The organism is Marivita sp. S6314, from assembly GCF_023015985.1.
In the GTDB taxonomy this organism is placed as follows: domain Bacteria; phylum Pseudomonadota; class Alphaproteobacteria; order Rhodobacterales; family Rhodobacteraceae; genus Marivita.
Window position 1 is genome coordinate 151,867 of record NZ_JALKAO010000003.1, and the last position, 14,607, is coordinate 166,473.

Annotated in this window: 16 protein-coding genes; 11 read left to right on the top strand and 5 right to left on the bottom strand. The window is 62.3% G+C overall.

Annotation, left to right across the window (positions count from 1 at the left end; genetic code table 11):
• The first annotated feature begins 78 nt into the window (after positions 1 to 78).
• Entirely contained in the window at positions 79 to 363 is a 285-nt protein-coding gene (locus MWU54_RS09260; RefSeq protein WP_247082452.1) for a hypothetical protein, read from the top strand.
• Entirely contained in the window at positions 335 to 1,039 is a 705-nt protein-coding gene (locus MWU54_RS09265) for a hypothetical protein (protein WP_247082454.1), read from the top strand. Before MWU54_RS09260 ends, MWU54_RS09265 begins: the two co-directional genes overlap by 29 nt.
• Here MWU54_RS09265 and MWU54_RS09270 read toward each other — a convergent pair.
• From MWU54_RS09270 to rbfA, 4 genes are all read right to left on the bottom strand, one after another.
• Complete coding sequence (locus MWU54_RS09270) at positions 1,036 to 1,818, bottom strand: 3'(2'),5'-bisphosphate nucleotidase CysQ (protein WP_247082456.1); 783 nt, start codon at positions 1,816 to 1,818, stop codon at positions 1,036 to 1,038. The two genes, MWU54_RS09265 and MWU54_RS09270, sit on opposite strands and share 4 nt — an antisense overlap.
• Complete coding sequence (locus MWU54_RS09275) at positions 1,805 to 3,151, bottom strand: TldD/PmbA family protein (protein WP_247082458.1); 1,347 nt, start codon at positions 3,149 to 3,151, stop codon at positions 1,805 to 1,807. The genes MWU54_RS09270 and MWU54_RS09275 overlap by 14 nt, the downstream gene beginning before the upstream one ends.
• A gap of 65 nt (positions 3,152 to 3,216) precedes the next feature.
• Entirely contained in the window at positions 3,217 to 3,966 is a 750-nt protein-coding gene (locus MWU54_RS09280; RefSeq protein WP_247083993.1) for a phosphodiester glycosidase family protein, read from the bottom strand.
• A complete protein-coding gene (gene rbfA / locus MWU54_RS09285; RefSeq protein WP_247082460.1) occupies positions 3,953 to 4,348 on the bottom strand; it encodes a 30S ribosome-binding factor RbfA in 396 nt (131 codons plus the stop codon). The genes MWU54_RS09280 and rbfA overlap by 14 nt, the downstream gene beginning before the upstream one ends.
• Before the next feature lie 86 nt (positions 4,349 to 4,434).
• On the opposite strand from rbfA, the gene dapB reads away from it, so the two are divergent.
• Positions 4,435 to 5,253, top strand: coding sequence for a 4-hydroxy-tetrahydrodipicolinate reductase (gene dapB / locus MWU54_RS09290; protein ID WP_247082462.1), 819 nt, complete (start codon positions 4,435 to 4,437; stop codon positions 5,251 to 5,253).
• 87 nt (positions 5,254 to 5,340) lie between these two features.
• Positions 5,341 to 5,703: a dihydrodipicolinate reductase gene (locus MWU54_RS09295; RefSeq protein WP_247082464.1), complete on the top strand. Its 363-nt coding sequence runs from the start codon at positions 5,341 to 5,343 to the stop codon at positions 5,701 to 5,703.
• Positions 5,704 to 5,706: 3 nt separating this feature from the next.
• Here MWU54_RS09295 and MWU54_RS09300 read toward each other — a convergent pair whose 3' ends face one another.
• On the bottom strand, positions 5,707 to 5,889 hold the full coding sequence (locus MWU54_RS09300; protein WP_247082466.1) for a DUF1674 domain-containing protein: 183 nt from the start codon (positions 5,887 to 5,889) through the stop codon (positions 5,707 to 5,709).
• Between the two features lie 78 nt (positions 5,890 to 5,967).
• On the opposite strand from MWU54_RS09300, the gene MWU54_RS09305 reads away from it, so the two are divergent.
• The 7 genes from MWU54_RS09305 to MWU54_RS09335 all read left to right on the top strand — a co-directional run bounded on the left by MWU54_RS09305 (position 5,968) and on the right by MWU54_RS09335 (position 14,600).
• Positions 5,968 to 7,248: a transcription antitermination factor NusB gene (locus tag MWU54_RS09305; RefSeq protein WP_247082468.1), complete on the top strand. Its 1,281-nt coding sequence runs from the start codon at positions 5,968 to 5,970 to the stop codon at positions 7,246 to 7,248.
• Positions 7,249 to 7,333: 85 nt separating this feature from the next.
• Positions 7,334 to 9,082, top strand: a complete 1,749-nt coding sequence (locus tag MWU54_RS09310) for a heparinase II/III family protein (RefSeq protein WP_247082470.1) — start codon at positions 7,334 to 7,336, stop codon at positions 9,080 to 9,082.
• 22 nt (positions 9,083 to 9,104) lie between these two features.
• Positions 9,105 to 10,694, top strand: a complete 1,590-nt coding sequence (purH, locus tag MWU54_RS09315) for a bifunctional phosphoribosylaminoimidazolecarboxamide formyltransferase/IMP cyclohydrolase (RefSeq protein WP_247082472.1) — start codon at positions 9,105 to 9,107, stop codon at positions 10,692 to 10,694.
• A 52-nt stretch (positions 10,695 to 10,746) separates the two neighbouring features.
• Positions 10,747 to 11,217, top strand: coding sequence for a signal peptidase II (gene lspA, locus MWU54_RS09320; protein WP_247082474.1), 471 nt, complete (start codon positions 10,747 to 10,749; stop codon positions 11,215 to 11,217).
• A 58-nt stretch (positions 11,218 to 11,275) separates the two neighbouring features.
• Positions 11,276 to 11,800 (top strand): DUF3035 domain-containing protein, encoded by a 525-nt coding sequence (locus MWU54_RS09325; RefSeq protein ID WP_247082476.1) that lies wholly within the window; start codon positions 11,276 to 11,278, stop codon positions 11,798 to 11,800.
• Positions 11,801 to 11,934: 134 nt separating this feature from the next.
• Complete coding sequence (locus MWU54_RS09330; protein ID WP_247082478.1) at positions 11,935 to 13,278, top strand: pitrilysin family protein; 1,344 nt, start codon at positions 11,935 to 11,937, stop codon at positions 13,276 to 13,278.
• Positions 13,279 to 13,283: 5 nt separating this feature from the next.
• Positions 13,284 to 14,600 (top strand): pitrilysin family protein, encoded by a 1,317-nt coding sequence (locus MWU54_RS09335; RefSeq protein WP_247083995.1) that lies wholly within the window; start codon positions 13,284 to 13,286, stop codon positions 14,598 to 14,600.
• The last annotated feature ends 7 nt before the right edge of the window (positions 14,601 to 14,607 follow it).

Genomic DNA, 14,607 nt, shown 5'->3' on the forward strand with positions numbered 1-14,607 from the left:
GGCAATATCGCGGGCTGGTTATCCGATATCATCGGCCCTGTTATTGAATTTCGCACCTGAACCCCGCACGGTGACGGCATGAAACACGTATTCGCCTTCCTCTTGCTGGCGCTGCTCTGCGTGCCGGCCACCGCACAGGCGGCCTGTTATGCCGATTACAAGGCCAAGCAGGACGCCCCCTTGCGGCTGCATTACGGGGTCGCTGAAATCAGCGGCGCCTGCAACGTCAACGCCGCCGCGCAGCAGCTCGATAGCCGCCTGGCGCGGGCAGGCTGGACGCTGCTCAATGTCGTGTCGGTCTTTGACGAAAACGGACTTGCCGAAAGGAAAGAAAGTGCCGGACCCCACTTCCTCCGCTACTGACGCGCGCCGCTCGGGCACTCGGATCGTCGCGATCGGGATCGCGGCGATCGTGGCGCTTCTGGCCGTGGCCGGGGTGGTGCTTGTCCTGACGCTGCCCGACGCCAACGCCTTTAACGCGCGGGTCGAACAGATCTTTGTCGAAAACGATGATCTCACCTCGCAGGCGGAAATCAAACTGCTCGAAATCTTGGCCCAATCCGGCACCGCGTTCTCCGACACGCTGGCCGGATACCGCACGACGATCTTTGTGCTGCTTGTCTTTGCCACCGCGATGCTGGTCGCGGCGCTTGTGTTTCTGGTGATGCTCGTCGTCCTGAACCGCCGCATGGCGCAAATCGAACGCTCGGGGATTCAGGTCAGTTCATTGATCGTGAGCCGCGAGGAAAACACGGTGTATCTCAACACGATGGGGTTCAAACTCACCGACGCGATGATGGAAACGATGTCCATTCTGGCCGAGGCCCGGCTTGACGATGACCTGCTCTCCGGGGCCCAGATCGAAGCGATCATCTCGGGCAGGTCCGAAAGCGACTGCGACGAGGCCGCCGGGGCCACCCGCATCAAGCGCCTGCGCGATGGGTTGGGCAATCAACTGGTCAGTGAATTGCTGATCAAGAACATCGCCCGCCGGGGCTATATGCTGTCCATCGACAAGGACGTGATCGAGGTTCTTTAACCCGGATAGACCAGCGCATCGGCGATCTGCCGATGCAGCCCCGGCGCGGCCCCGATCACACCAGCCGTCTGGGGCAGGGTGTTGTTGAACACCAGTGGCAGACCATCGCGATCCGTCACCGTCGCCCCCGCTTCGGACAAGATCAGCGCCCCCGCCGCAATGTCCCATTCCCAACTGGGCCGCAGCGTCAGCATCGCATCGTACCGTCCCTGCGCCACCAGTGCGAGGCGGTAGGCAAGCGATGGGCGATGCGCGCGCTTGAAGCCGGGAACATCCCGGCTCCAGTGCTTGGGGTCCATATTCGGCTTGGTGGCCAGAATGCTGGCGTCGTTCAGTCCGACATCCGGCGACACTTGCACCGCGACGCCATTGCAGGTCGCCCCGCCGGACGCATCGGCAGCATACATCAGGTCCATCTCGGGCAGGTACACCACGCCCTGCGTCACGCGCCCATTGCGCACGATGGCCAGCGAATGCGCCCAGGTCGCGTCACCGTTGATAAAGCTGCGTGTGCCGTCAATCGGATCAACAATGAACAGGGTGTCGCGGGACAGCCGGTCCAGATCGTCCTCGGTCTCTTCGCTCAGCCAGCCATACTCCGGGCGGTCCGCCGTCAGCGTCTCGCGCAAGGCCCGGTCCACCGCGATATCCGCCTGCGTCACCGGCCCGGCACCGCCGGGCTTGTCCTCAACATCCAGCCCGCGCGCCTTTTCCCGCACCGCGATCTCACCAGCGGCGCGGGCCGCCGCAATCAGCAGACCAAGATCAGTCTCCGGCAAGGGTCAGCCCTTCAACCAACAGCGACGGCACCACCCGGCTGAGCCACGGGCGCGCGTCATTGCCCGGCGTCATCCGTTTCAGCATATCGCGCAGGTTCCCGGCGATGGTCACGCCGCTGACCGGATAAGCCACTTCACCGTTCTCCACCCAGACCCCGGCAGCCCCACGCGAATAGTCGCCCGTGTTCGGGTTGATCGTGGATCCGATCATCGACGTCACCACCAGTCCCGTGCCCATCTGGGCAATCAGATCCGCGCGCGACAGATCCCCCTGGGTTAGAGCCACGTTCGACACGCTGGGCGACGGACCCCCGGACGTGCCCCGCGCCGCACTGGCGGTCGACGCCATCTCAAGTTTGCGCGCCGTCGCCAGATCCAGCGTCCATCCGGTCAGCACACCGTCTTTGACAATCTCGCGGGTCCGCGTCGCCAGTCCCTCGGCATCAAACGGGCGCGATCCGCCAACGCGCACCCGGTGCGGATCTTCGATCAGCGACAGGGAGGTCGGAAGCACCTGCTCTCCTAGAAGGTCCAACGCCCAGGACGACCGCCGCGCAATCGCCGCGCCGTTGATCGCGCCCAGAAGATGGCCAATCAAGGTCGACGACACACGTTCGTCAAACAACACCGGATATGCCCCGGTCTTCGGCTTGCGCGGATTCATCCGCTCCAGCGCCCGGTGGGCTGCGGTTTCACCGATCTCCTGCGCCGATCTCAGATCGCTTTGAAAAATGCGCTGATCGCCGTCGTAATCCCGCTCCATCCCGGTGCCGCTCCCGGCAATCGCCACACAGGAGGTGTGGCGCGACGTCCGGCGATACCCGCCGGAAAAGCCATTGCTGGCGGCCAGGTGAATATCCTGCCGTCCATAGCCTGCGGACGCACCGGACACCTGCGTGATCCCGTCAATCGCCAGGGCCGTGGCTTCCGCCACACCTGCATCTTCTTCCAACGCAGACGGGGCAGGCTCGGCAGAGGGATCATAAAGCTCAAGACCGTCTGCCGTGCGTTCAGCCGCCAGTTGATCCGCATCCGCCAAACCAACATACGGGTCTTCCGGCGCTTCCTTGGCCATCGCGACCACGCGCTCTGCCATCATGGCAAGGCTTTCGGGCCGCACATCCGAAGACGACACGTTGGCCACCCGCTGCCCGACAAAGACCCGCAACCCGATATCGGTGGATTCAGACCGTTCCGCCTGTTCCAAGGCGCCGTTGCGCACATCAATCGAAATCGCGTCACCCCGTACCGCCAAAACATCGGCGGCATCCGCGCCTGCGCGTTTCGCGTGGTGCAATAGGCTTTGTGAAAGCTGTTCAAGCGTGTCCGTCATGCGGCCTCCGATCCCGGTATCTGGCTGGTGAGAGGTAGAGCGCAGCGTGCGCCACCGCAACCCCGCTACGGGTCCAGCGGTTCAACCACGCCGACAATCGGCCCCAGCCAGCGTCCGAAATCCGACCGGTTCAGACCCGGCGCATGCAACCGCGACACGCTCCCGTCCAGGAACAACGCCTGCGGCAGGCCAAGATCATCGCGGAAAATCCGCCCGAATTCGTGAAAGGTCACCGCGTCGTCCGAAATCACAAACGCCACCTGCGATCCATCCGCAGATGTGCCAACCCCGTTGCGCACATAGCGCGAGGTGCTGTCTTCCAGAAACCGGGGATGCAGCGCGCCATCAATCACCAGCATCGGCCCCGATTGCGTCGCAAAGCGGCAATCCGGTCTTTGGGCGTCATAGCGCAGCGTCTCGATCACATCGGCCCGGTCATCGCGGATGCAGAACACGCCGTTCGGCAACAGACCGAAATTCCCTGGCCCGGCGTTCGGCACAACGCGCATCACCTCGGTGCCGTTTTCAATGTAGTGGCCAACCGGCGCGCGATCATCGTGATACATCCCGCCATTCATCGCAAAGGCCAGCCGCTTGCCATCGGCCTTCAACGCCGCGTCAACGGCCGAAAACTGCCCGAACTTTTCACCGGATGGCCCGTCCAGAAACAACCGGATGTCATCGGTGCGGGCATCCGCAAAACAGACGGTGTACCGCAACCCGTCAAATTCGCGTTCTTCACAGGGCACCGCCGCCTCTGCAGACAGGCCAAGTCCCAGCGCAACCACAAGGCCGGTAAGGCTAGCCCTCAACATCACGCCGCACATCATCCTGCGCGAACATGCGGCGTGTGTCATCCATACGGTCGAACGTGTCATCCAGCCGGAACCGCAGCTCCGGCGAATACTTCAACGTCAGGTTCTTGGAGACCACGCGCCGCAACTCGTTGCGATTGCGGTTCAGCAACTCCAGGATGTCGTCCTGCCCCTTGCCGCCAAGCGGCACCACGTAGACCGTGGCGACCTTGAGGTCCGGCGATGTTCTGACCTCGCCCACCGTAATGGAATAGCGATTGAGATCGGGATCATGGATATCCCCACGCGCCAGCACTTCCGCAAGCGTACGTCGGATCAGTTCCCCGACGCGAAGCTGTCGTTGGCTCGGGCCACCTGAGTTCTGAAAACGGTTTTTTGCCATCTTCGCCACATAAGACGTCTGGCGGCCTTTGCCAAGCATCCGGTCACCCGCTATGGAAGCGGAAAAGGCATCGGCGGAGTTTGGCCATGAGCGAAGAAATCGGAGTTGTCGTCACCGGAGTGTCCGGGCGGATGGGGCAAATGCTTGTCGCCGAGATCAACAAGCATCCGAAACTCACGCTGACCGGGGCCATTGAACGCACCGGTCACGATTGGGTGGGTCAGGATGTCGGCACCGCGATGGGCGGCGCGCCTTTGGGCGTTCTGGTCGAAGACGATCCGCTGGAAAGCTTTGCCCGCGCGCATGCCGTCATCGACTTTACCGCACCCGCCGCAACCGTGGCCTTTGCCGACCTCGCCGCACAGGCCCGCGTCGTGCATGTGATTGGCACCACCGGTTTGTCCGACGAAGATCTGGCCAGGATCAAGATCGCGGCACGTCATGCCGTTGTCGTGCGTGCCGGCAACATGAGCCTTGGCGTGAACCTGCTGACCGTTCTGACCCGCAAGGTCGCGGCCGCGCTCGACACCGATTACGACATCGAAATCATCGAATACCACCACAACAAGAAGGTCGACGCGCCCTCCGGCACCGCCCTGATGCTGGGCGAAGCCGCTGCCGCAGGTCGCGGTGTGGACCTGAACGATGTGTCCGACCGGGGCCGCGACGGCATCACCGGCGCACGCAAGTCGGGCGATATCGGCTTCTCGGCCATCCGGGGTGGCGACATTGTGGGCGAACATGATGTGCTCTTTGCCGCCGAAGGCGAACGCATCACACTGCGCCATGTCGCAAGCGACCGTGCCCTGTTTGCCCGTGGCGCGTTGAAAGCCGCCCTGTGGGGACAGGACAAGGGCCCGGGCGAATACGATATGCTCGACGTTCTGGGCCTGTCGGAAGACTAGCCATCACCAGTGGCCGACGGCTGAAAGTGATCCAATCCCATGTGACACGCGTATGCAAAAGCAGCCACGTCACTTAAAGGGATCAAAATGTTGAACCGTCTTGCCCTCCTCTTCGCCGCCGCCACACTGGCATTGCTTCCGCAAATCGCCGCTGCGGAGCTCAAGCGGATCGACAGCAAATCCGCCTTTGTCGAACTGGTGCAGGGCAAAACCCTGGCGCGCCCGATGGTGCGGTTGCAGGTCCGCCCGGACGGATCGATCACCGGTAGGGGCGTCACATGGGATGTGACCGGAACGTGGTCCTGGGAAAACGGTTTTTTCTGCCGCGACCTGAATTGGGGCGGTGATGATCTTGGTTACAATTGTCAGGAAGTGCGCGCCAATGGACGTGACATGCGCTTCACCTCGGATCGCGGCGCGGGCGACTCTGCGGATTTCCGGTTGCGCTAGGCGTCAAAAGTCGATCGCAAGACCGCCCTTTTCCCAATCCCCATAACGCACCGGTTCCGGCCCGTCGCGGCCACCCAATTCCTTGGGCAGGGGAGCGTCGTTCTGTGCCTTCTTCCGGCGCTCTTCGGCTTCGGCCAAAGCGCGCTGGGCGGCAGGGGGCAGGTCTTTCGCGGTGTCAGAAGGCATAGCAGTCTTTCCTATCAGCCTCCTTTGATATACGCGCCTTTTCGATCGGGACAACCCCGACCCAAGACAGGAACGCCCGTGCCCGCACCCATTTCGCCCAGACGCGCCGCCCTCGAAGGCCTCAGCCAGATCATCGGCGAAGGCCGGATGATGTCAGACGTTGTGTCCGACGATGTCTGGATGGCCCTGTCTCCGCCGGAACGGGCCACGGCTCAGCGCCTGATGACCGAAACCCTGCGCTATCTGGGGCGCGCCGATCATCTTCTGACCCCGCTCCTGCAACGCCAGCCGCCGCTCAAGGTGATGAACCTGTTGCGCATGGCCACGGTTGAGCTGATGACCGGCGGGGCTGCGCATGGCGTGGTGAACGAAGCGGTCAAAATGGCCGGCGCGACCAAGAAAACCGCACCGATGAAAGGTCTGGTCAACGCCGTCCTACGCAAGATCACCGCAATCGACGCGTCGGACTGGGACGCCGCACCGGACACCCGCCTGCCGAAATGGCTGCGCCCGAGGCTGGCCAAGGCGTGGACCAAATCCGGCGTCGCCGTGATTGAACGCGCGCATGCCGTGCCACCGCCGGTGGACCTGTCGGTGAAATCCAATCCCGACCACTGGGCCAAGACGCTGGATGGCGCGGTCCTGCCCACCGGCTCTGTCCGACTGACCGGACGGGGGCAATTGTCCGCCTTGCCGGGGTTCACCGAAGGCGACTGGTGGGTGCAGGACGCCGCCGCCGCCCTGCCGGTGCACCTTTTGGGGGATGTCACAGGCCTGCGCGCGCTCGACATCTGCGCCGCACCCGGTGGTAAAACAATGCAGCTTGCGGCCAAGGGTGCCGATGTCACGGCGCTTGATATCTCGGACAAACGAATGGCGCGGCTGAGCGAAAACCTCGACCGCACAAAGCTGACCGCCAAAATCGTCGTCGCCGATGCGCTGACCTATCAGGACGATCCGTTTGACGCGATCCTGCTGGATGCGCCCTGTTCCGCCACTGGCACCATTCGCCGCCATCCGGACCTGCCATACGTGAAAACGCAAACCGGCATTCAGGATCTGGTGACGCTGCAACGCGCCTTGCTAGGCCGTACAGTTCAGACCCTCAAACCGGACGGAACGCTGGTCTATTGCACCTGCAGCCTGCTGCGCGAGGAAGGTGAGGACCAGATCAAATGGTTCAAATCGCAGTTCCCGGACTTCGAAACGCTGCCCCCCCGTGCCGCGGGTCTCGACCCAGCCTGGATCAGCCCCGAAGGCGGCGTCCGGCTGCGGCCCGATTACTGGCCCGATCTTGGCGGGATGGACGGGTTCTACATGGCGGTCCTGCGCCGCAAAGGCGAGACATTGCCCGCCTGAAGATTGATCCGTGACTCAGGTCTTCTGGAACGGTATGGTTGCGTCATAAGAACGCTTGCGCAAACGCAGGCCAGAGGCAGAGCTGATGTTCCGACTGGACGCCATCAAACGGGGGCAGACCCGGTTTTTGAATCGTGTGCATGCACGTCTGTCGGCACGCGCGAAACCCGCCGCCGCCTTTGTTGGACAGCCCGAACCAAGGACCGTCGGGTCCTACGCGCGGGGCCGTCAGTTGACCGCGGGCAACCTGCTTTTCGCCGGTCATCTGGTCGAAGCGCCCGGTGCGATCCTCTGGGACATCACCCCGCCGGATGAGGCGTTTCTTGAAGAAATCCATGGCTTTCACTGGCTTGATGACATGGCCAGCGTCGGCGATCCCACCACCCGGCAGATTGCGCAGCAATGGCTATTCGAATGGATTTCCCGCTACGGCAACGGCTCCGGCCCCGGCTGGACGCCCGAACTCGCCGGTCGGCGGGTCATCCGCTGGCTGCATCACGCGCTGTTCGTGCTTAGCGGCGCGTCCCCCGACCAATCACGCGCGTTCTTTCGGTCAATTGCGCAGCAGACCATCTTCCTCAACCGCCGCTGGCACAGTTCCACCCCCGGATTGCCCCGGTTCGAGGCGCTGACAGGTCTCATTTCGGCGGGTCTGTCGCTTCAGGGCATGGAGGGACAGGCCGACCCTGCGATCAAGGCGCTTGGACTGGAATGCGCACGACAGATCAACGATGCGGGTGGCATTCCAACCCGTAATCCCGAAGAACTGATGGAGGTCTGCACCCTGCTGATCTGGGCGCGGGATGCATTGCAGGATTTTGGCCGCTCGCCGGAATTGGCACATATCGAAGCGATTGCAAAAATTGTCCCAACCCTGCGCGCGCTGCGTCATGCCGATGGCGGGCTGGCCCGGTTTCACGGCGGCGGTCGCGGAGCAGAGGGGCGGCTCGATACCGCGCTGGCCGCCGCAGGCGTCAAGGCACAGGCGGCCCAGGATCTGACGATGGGCTACGCCCGTCTGTCCGGCGGACGCACCACGCTGATCATCGACGCCGCGGCTCCCCCGACGGGCCCGGCCAGTTTCAATGCACACGCGTCGACACTGGCGTTCGAGCTGACCTCCGGACGGCGGCCCCTGATCGTCAATTGCGGGTCGGGATCGACCTTTGGCGAAGACTGGCGCCGCGCCGGACGCGCCACACCGTCCCATTCCACGTTGTGTCTGGACGGGTTTTCCAGCTCCCGACTTGGCGAAACCTCCCGGATGGGGCCGATTGAACGCGAATTGCTGGATGATGTGCCCAAGGGTGTGCCGGTGGAAATGTCCCGCGCGTCCGATGGCGTGCGCTTTGAAGGCGGGCATGATGGCTATCTCAAGACCCACGGCCTGACCCATGCGCGCATTCTGGAACTGACCTTCGATGGCCGTGGCATTGTGGGCGAAGACCTTCTGGTCGCGCTCGACACACAGGATCGGGGCACGTTCAACCAAAAGATGGAAGACACCCGTCTGTCTGGCATCCCGTTTGACATCCGCTTTCATCTGCACCCCGAAGTGGACGCTGCGATTGATATGAACGGCGCTGCGGTCTCGATGGCCCTGCGCAGCGGCGAGATTTGGGTGTTTCGCTTTGATGCGGCCTGCGATTTGTCGCTCGAACCTTCGGTTTACCTTGAGAAAGGCCGCCTTCGGCCACGCGCGACGAAACAGATCGTTTTATCTGCCCGCGCGATGGAGTATGCGACGCGCGTTCGCTGGTCTCTGGCGAAGGCTCAGGACACTGCCGTGGCAGTGCGCGACCTTGTTCAGGACGACGCGACGCTGCTGAACTGAACATCTGGGACCCATCGCTGTCATGACCAATCTTGCCCCCCTCCGCCGTGCGCTTCTGTCTGTTTCGGACAAAACCGGACTTGTTGACCTGGCCAAAGCGCTTGAAGCGCGCGGGATCGAGTTGCTGTCCACCGGGGGCTCGGCGCAGGCGCTGCGCGACGCAGGGGTTGCGGTGCATGACGTGGCAGAGGTGACGGGCTTTCCTGAAATGATGGATGGCCGGGTCAAAACCCTGCACCCGATGGTGCATGGCGGTCTGCTGGCGCTGCGCGACAATGACGATCACGTCGCGGCGATGTTCCAGCATGACATCAAGGCGATCGACCTGCTTGTGGTGAACCTTTACCCGTTCGAGGAAACCGTTGCCAAGGGCGCGGATTATGACACCTGCATCGAAAACATCGACATCGGCGGCCCGGCGATGATCCGCGCGGCGGCCAAGAACCATGCTTTTGTCACCACCGTTGTAGATGTCGAGGATTACAGCGCATTGCTGGACGAACTTGACCAGAACGATGGCCAGACCACGCTGGCCTTCCGCAAACGACAGGCCCAGATCGCCTATGCCCGCACCGGGGCCTATGATGCGGCGGTCAGCACGTGGATGGCGGATGCGATTGGCGAAGCAACGCCGCGTCGCCGGGTGGTCGCCGGCACACTGGCGCAGTCTTTGCGCTACGGCGAAAACCCGCACCAGAATGCCGCTTTCTACCATGACGGCTCTGCCCGTGCTGGGGTGGCCGTCGCCGAACAGATCCAGGGCAAGGACCTGAGCTACAACAACATCAACGACACCGATGCGGCGTTTGAGCTGGTGTCCGAATTTCTGCCCCGCGACGGCTATGCCTGCGCGATCATCAAACACGCCAATCCGTGCGGCGTTGCCACCGGGGCCACGTTGAAAGAAGCCTATCAGAAGGCGTTCGACTGCGACCGCACATCCGCGTTTGGCGGGATCGTGGCGCTGAATTCGACGCTGGACGGCGAAACGGCCGAGGCAATTTCCGAGATCTTTACCGAAGTTGTCATCGCCCCCGGCGTGCATCAGGACGCAAAGGACATCTTTGCGGCTAAGAAAAACCTGCGCCTGTTGCAGACACCGGGTCTGGCCAACACGGCCCAGGCAGGAACGGCATGGAAACAGGTCTCTGGCGGGCTTTTGATTCAGGACCGCGATAATGGCCGCGTCGATATGGACGACCTCAGGGTGGTCACCAAGATCGCGCCGACCGACGACCAGATGCGCGACCTGCTGCTGGCGTGGAAAATCGCCAAACATGTGAAATCGAACGCCATCGTCTATGTCAAAGACGGCGCAACCGTGGGTGTTGGTGCGGGCCAGATGAGCCGCGTGGACAGCGCGCTGATCGCGGCCAAGAAAGCCGAACGTATGGCCGAGACGCTGGGTCTGCCCGAACCGCTGACCAAGGGCAGCGCGGTTGCGTCGGACGCGTTTTTCCCGTTTGCGGACGGCTTGATGGAAGCGGCTGCGGCCGGGGCCACATCTGTCATTCAACCCGGCGGGTCGATGCGGGATGACGAAGTGATTGCCGCCGCTGACGAGGCGGGGCTGGCAATGGTGCTGACGGGCATGCGTCATTTCCGGCACTAGGGGTGTGTCGTCCGGCCCGACCAAGCCGAGCGACCGAGGTAAGGGGTCCAGAATGCGCCTAGTTGCAAGTGTTGCAGCCGTGATCTTTGTGATCGACCAGCTGACCAAATGGTGGGTGGTGCATGTGATGGAGCTGGCCCGCGTCGGTGCGATTGACGTGTTCCCGCCCTATCTCAACTTCCGGATGGCATGGAACACCGGGATCAATTTCGGCCTGCTGTCGGGCAATGCCGATTGGACCCGGTGGATCCTGATCTCGGTGGCGCTTGGGATCGTGCTTTTTGTGCTGGTCTGGATGCGGCGTGACCCGCCGGGGCGGATCGGGCTGGTCTTTGCCGGATTGCTGATCGGTGGCGCGCTGGGCAACGTGGTGGACCGCGTGATGTACGGCGCGGTGGCGGACTTTCTCAATATGTCGTGCTGTGGCATCGACAACCCATATGCGTTCAACGTTGCCGATATCTCGGTGTTTATTGGTGCCATTGGACTTGCGCTCTTTTCAGGAAGCAAAAACGCCTCGTGACGGACGCGGCTGGATGGGGTAAAGCAGGATTGAGGCGAATACGGAGGCGGGCAGAAAAATGCCGCGCACATTGATTATACTGGCACTTGTGGCGCTGACCGCATGCGGAACACGTCAAGATACGGCAGACCGTGACACGGGCTTGCGCCAATTGCGCAATCCGTCAGGTGCGCCGGAAGAGTTTTCAATCGTGCCTGCGAAACCGCTTCAGGCCCCGGACAGCCTGACCGAATTGCCGCAACCGACACCCGGCGGCAGCAACCGGACCGATCAGACGCCGCTGAAAGACGCTGTTGCAGCGTTGGGCGGTTCGCCCAGCCGGCTTGATCCGCAGCAGGGCATTGGTGCCGGGGATCAGGCGCTTGTGGCCCGCGCGTCGCGCTTTGGCCGTCAGCCGGGCATCCGCGAAGAACTGGCCGCCGCGGATCAGGCCTTCCGCGAACGCCGGTCGCTGTTCAATTGGCGGCTTGTGCCGACCGATACCTATAACCGGATCTATCGCAGCCAGATCCTTGATCCCTATCGCACGCTTGAAGCGGCGCGTCGGGGCGGTGCTTTGACACCTTCCGCACCTCCGCAATAAAAGGCGGTTACCCACGGGTAACTCTTAACGGAAATTAACGGTTACCCATGGGTAACCGCCTCACGAATGTGTGGGCGCGCTTGAAGTCGGCGTGTTGTACCGTACCTTATCTCCAAACCAAGGAGACTTTGCCGATGCGTCGACTGATCGCCCTGACAGGGGCATTCCTTCTTGCAGCAGCGCCTTTGCGCGCCCAATCCATTGAAGACCAGGTCTCAACCTTCCAGCTTGAAAACGGCATGGATGTCGTGGTGATCGAAGACCACCGCGCCCCGGCGGCGGTTCACATGGTGTGGTACCGGGCGGGATCTGCGGACGAACAACCCGGCGTGTCCGGGGTCGCGCATTTTCTTGAACACCTGTTGTTCAAGGGTACGGAAAAGCTGGAACCCGGTGAGTTCAGCGAGATTGTCAAAGCCAATGGCGGCACCGACAATGCGTTCACCAGCTTTGATTACACCGCCTATTTCCAACGCGTCGCCGCCGACCGGCTTGGCCTGATGATGGAAATGGAGGCCGACCGGATGAAAAACATCCAGTTGGACGGCGAGGATATCCTGACAGAGCGGGACGTCATTATCGAAGAGCGCAACCAACGGGTCGAGAACGATCCCGGATCGCTGTTCCGCGAACAAAGGATGGCCGCGCAATATCTCAACCATGCTTATGGCCGTCCGATCATCGGCTGGCGGCACGAGATGGTGACCCTTGATCTGGACGATGCCTTGGCGTTCTACAGACAGTTCTATTCGCCCAACAACGCGGTTCTTGTCGTCGCGGGTGATGTCCAGCCGGACGAGGTTCTGGCGCTGGCGCAGGAACATTACGGCCCCATTCCCCGCAATGACGATCTGCCCGAACGCGCGCGTCCGTCCGAGCCGCCGCAGATGGGAGAACGCCGGATCACCTTCAGCGATCCGCGTGTGGCGCAACCTTACGTGATCCGGTCCTACCTTGCCCCCGAGCGTGACCCCGGTGATCAGCGCAAGGCGGCGGCGCTGACCTTGCTGGCCGAGGTTCTGGGGGGATCGCAGACATCGGTGATGCCGCAAACGCTTCAGTTCGAAGAACAACGTTCGGTTTACAGCAGTGCGTTTTACAATGGGCTTGCGCTGGATGACACCACCTTTGGCGTCGTCAACGTGCCCGCCGAAGGGGTCAGTCTGGAAGAGGCCGAGGCCGATATGGACCGCGTTATCGCCGCGTTTATTGAAGACGGCGTTGACGAGGCGCAGCTGGAGCGGATCAAGTTCCAGATGCGCGCATCCCAGGTCTATGCCTTGGACAGTTCCAATTCGTTGGCCCGTCGCTATGGCGCGGCTTTGACATCGGGTCTGACGATTGACGACGTGCATGCGTGGCCGGACATCCTGCAATCCATAACGTCTGACGAAATCATCGCCGCAGCCAAAGACGTGTTTGACCGTGACAAAGCCGTAACCGGGTTCCTGCGCAGCGCCGAGGAGGTGACGCAATGACGTTTATGACCAAGCTCTTTGCCCCGATTGCCGCAGCGGTGATGCTGGCAACGCCCCTGCGCGCCGAGATTGATATCGTCGAGGTGGAAAGCCCCGGTGGTATCAACGCGTGGCTGGTTGAAGAACATTCGATCCCGTTTGTGGCGCTTGAACTGCGCTTCAAGGGTGGGGCGTCGCTGGACCTGCCGGGCAAGCGCGGGGCGACCAACCTGATGGTGGGTCTGCTTGAAGAAGGGGCGGCCGATATGGATTCGCGCGCCTTTGCCGAAGCTGCGGAATCGCTTGCCGCCAGTTTCAGTTTCGATGTGGGCGATGACGCGGTGTCGGTGTCGGCCAAGTTTCTGACCGAGAATCAGGACGAAGCGCTGGCGCTGTTGCGCGATGCGCTGACCCAGCCGCGGTTCGATCAGGACGCGATTGACCGTGTCAGGGCGCAGGTGGTGTCGGGCGTGCGGTCGGATCAGCAGGATCCGGATTTCCTTGTGGGTCAGGCCTTTGACGCCAAGGTGTTCGGGGATCACCCTTACGGATCGGCTATCGAAGGCACTGAGGACAGCGTGACAGCGCTGACCCGCGATGATCTGGTGGCGGCTTACAAAGGGGCTCTGGCGCGGGACCGGGTCTATGTCGGTGCGGCGGGCGCGGTGTCGCCCGAAGACCTTGCCTTGATGCTTGATAAGCTGTTGGGCGATCTTCCGGCGGGAGGGTTGCCGCAAGCGCCGGATGTTGCCGTGGCCACAGAAGCCGGTGTGACGGTTGTGCCGTTCGACGTGCCGCAATCTGTTGCGATATTTGGGCACGAGGGTCTGGCACGCGACGATCCCGATTTCTTTCCGGCGTTTGTGCTGAACGAAATTCTGGGCGGTGGCGGCTTTGAGGCGCGGCTGATGGAAGAGGTGCGAGAGAAGCGGGGCCTGACCTATGGGGTCTACAGCTACCTTGTGCCCAAGGACAACGCCGCGCTGTATCTGGGCCGGGTGTCCAGCGCCAATGACCGCATCGCGGACGCCATTGACGTGATCCGCGAGGAATGGCGGAAGATGGCGGAAAACGGGGTCACTGCGGAAGAGCTGGAAAGCGCCAAAACCTATCTGACCGGAGCGTATCCACTGCGGTTCGACGGCAATGGTCGGATTGCGAATATCCTTGTCGGGATGCAGATGGATGACCTGCCGGTCGACTACGTGAACACCCGCAACGACAAGGTGGCCGCGATCACGCTGGATGACATTCAGCGCGTTGCGGCGCGTGTCCTGAAACCCGATGCGCTGCATTTCGTTGTGGTGGGCCAGCCCGTGGGCTTGGACATGCCCAGCCAGTAAATCGTTA